This window comes from Streptomyces bobili (assembly GCF_002154575.1).
Lineage (GTDB): Bacteria > Actinomycetota > Actinomycetes > Streptomycetales > Streptomycetaceae > Streptomyces > Streptomyces bobili.
The window spans coordinates 1-1013 of record NZ_MUBA01000821.1 but is presented as its reverse complement, the minus strand read 5'-3'; the positions used below and the strand labels follow the sequence as shown (position 1 = coordinate 1013).

Here is a 1013-nt window from a genome sequence, read left to right as displayed (position 1 = left end):
CCACCTGAGAGCCGATCGGCTGGACCGGGCCCACCTTGTTGAACCAGATCATGATCTCGGTCTGGCTCACCCCGTCGGTCTTGGGCGTCGGATCGAGCCAGATGTCGTACGACGCGTTGTACACGGCATCGCCGACATAGCCGTACGAGATGCTGCTGGGTGCGCCGGCGATACCGCTGAGCCTCGCCGGGAGGTTGGTCCCGGGCGAACAGTTGGTGTAGTGGCAGCCGTTGAAGACCGAGGGGTACGACTTCGGGGCGCCGTTGGTGGGTACGGAGCCGTCGGCCTGGGTCAGCCGGAAGCCGGTGTCGGTGGCGGTGACGCACTGGGGGGCGCTGGTGCCCCAGCGGTTGTTCTGGACGACGTAGCGGCCCTGGATGGTGGTCGAGCCGAACTGGTCGCAGATCAGGGTGTCCGCCTGGACCGCAGGGGCGGCGGCCACCAGGGCGGCGACGGTGGCGAGAGCGGTGAGCAGCGCGCCGATCAGGCCGCGCGCGGTTCTGGGGCGGTGCGGTAACGGTCGCATGCGGGGGCCTCTCCGAGAGGGACAACCGGCTTGGAGGGAACGGACGGGGAAACGGGAGTGCTTCCGGAACCACCAAGATGGGAGCGCTCCCATCGATGGTTCCGGTGGGACATTAGGAGGCGCTCGCGTCTCTGGCAACCCATGGGAACCGAATGTGTCGAACGGATTTCGAAGTCACAGGTCAGCGGCGGCGAGGAAATGAGACGGCCAACGCAGGGCATATGCCAGGGAGTTGGGAGCGCTCCCGAAACTTTCGATTCCTCGGCCCGAGGAGCCGCCGCGGCCGACCGGTGTGGGTCGGTGGCGCGCCCGGGGGACGTCGGGTCCGGGGGCGGTCGTCGCGGGGGCGGCGTGAGCGACGCGGGAGCTGTGGCAGTGCGAGGAGGCGTCCGGCGGAAGCCTCAGGTCGGTCGCCGTGGCCTTGAGCCCAGGAGCACAGGGGCACAGGGGCCCATGGGCACAGGGACCCATGGGCTCAAGGACTCAC

The 1013-nt window shown here is 68.8% G+C and carries 1 protein-coding gene; it reads right to left on the bottom strand.

What is annotated here, in order from left to right:
- Positions 1 to 526, bottom strand: a 526-nt coding sequence (locus BZL64_RS37950) for a GH12 family glycosyl hydrolase domain-containing protein (RefSeq protein ID WP_425276115.1), incomplete at its 3' end; no start/stop codon positions are given.
- Positions 527 to 1013: the final 487 nt, after the last annotated feature.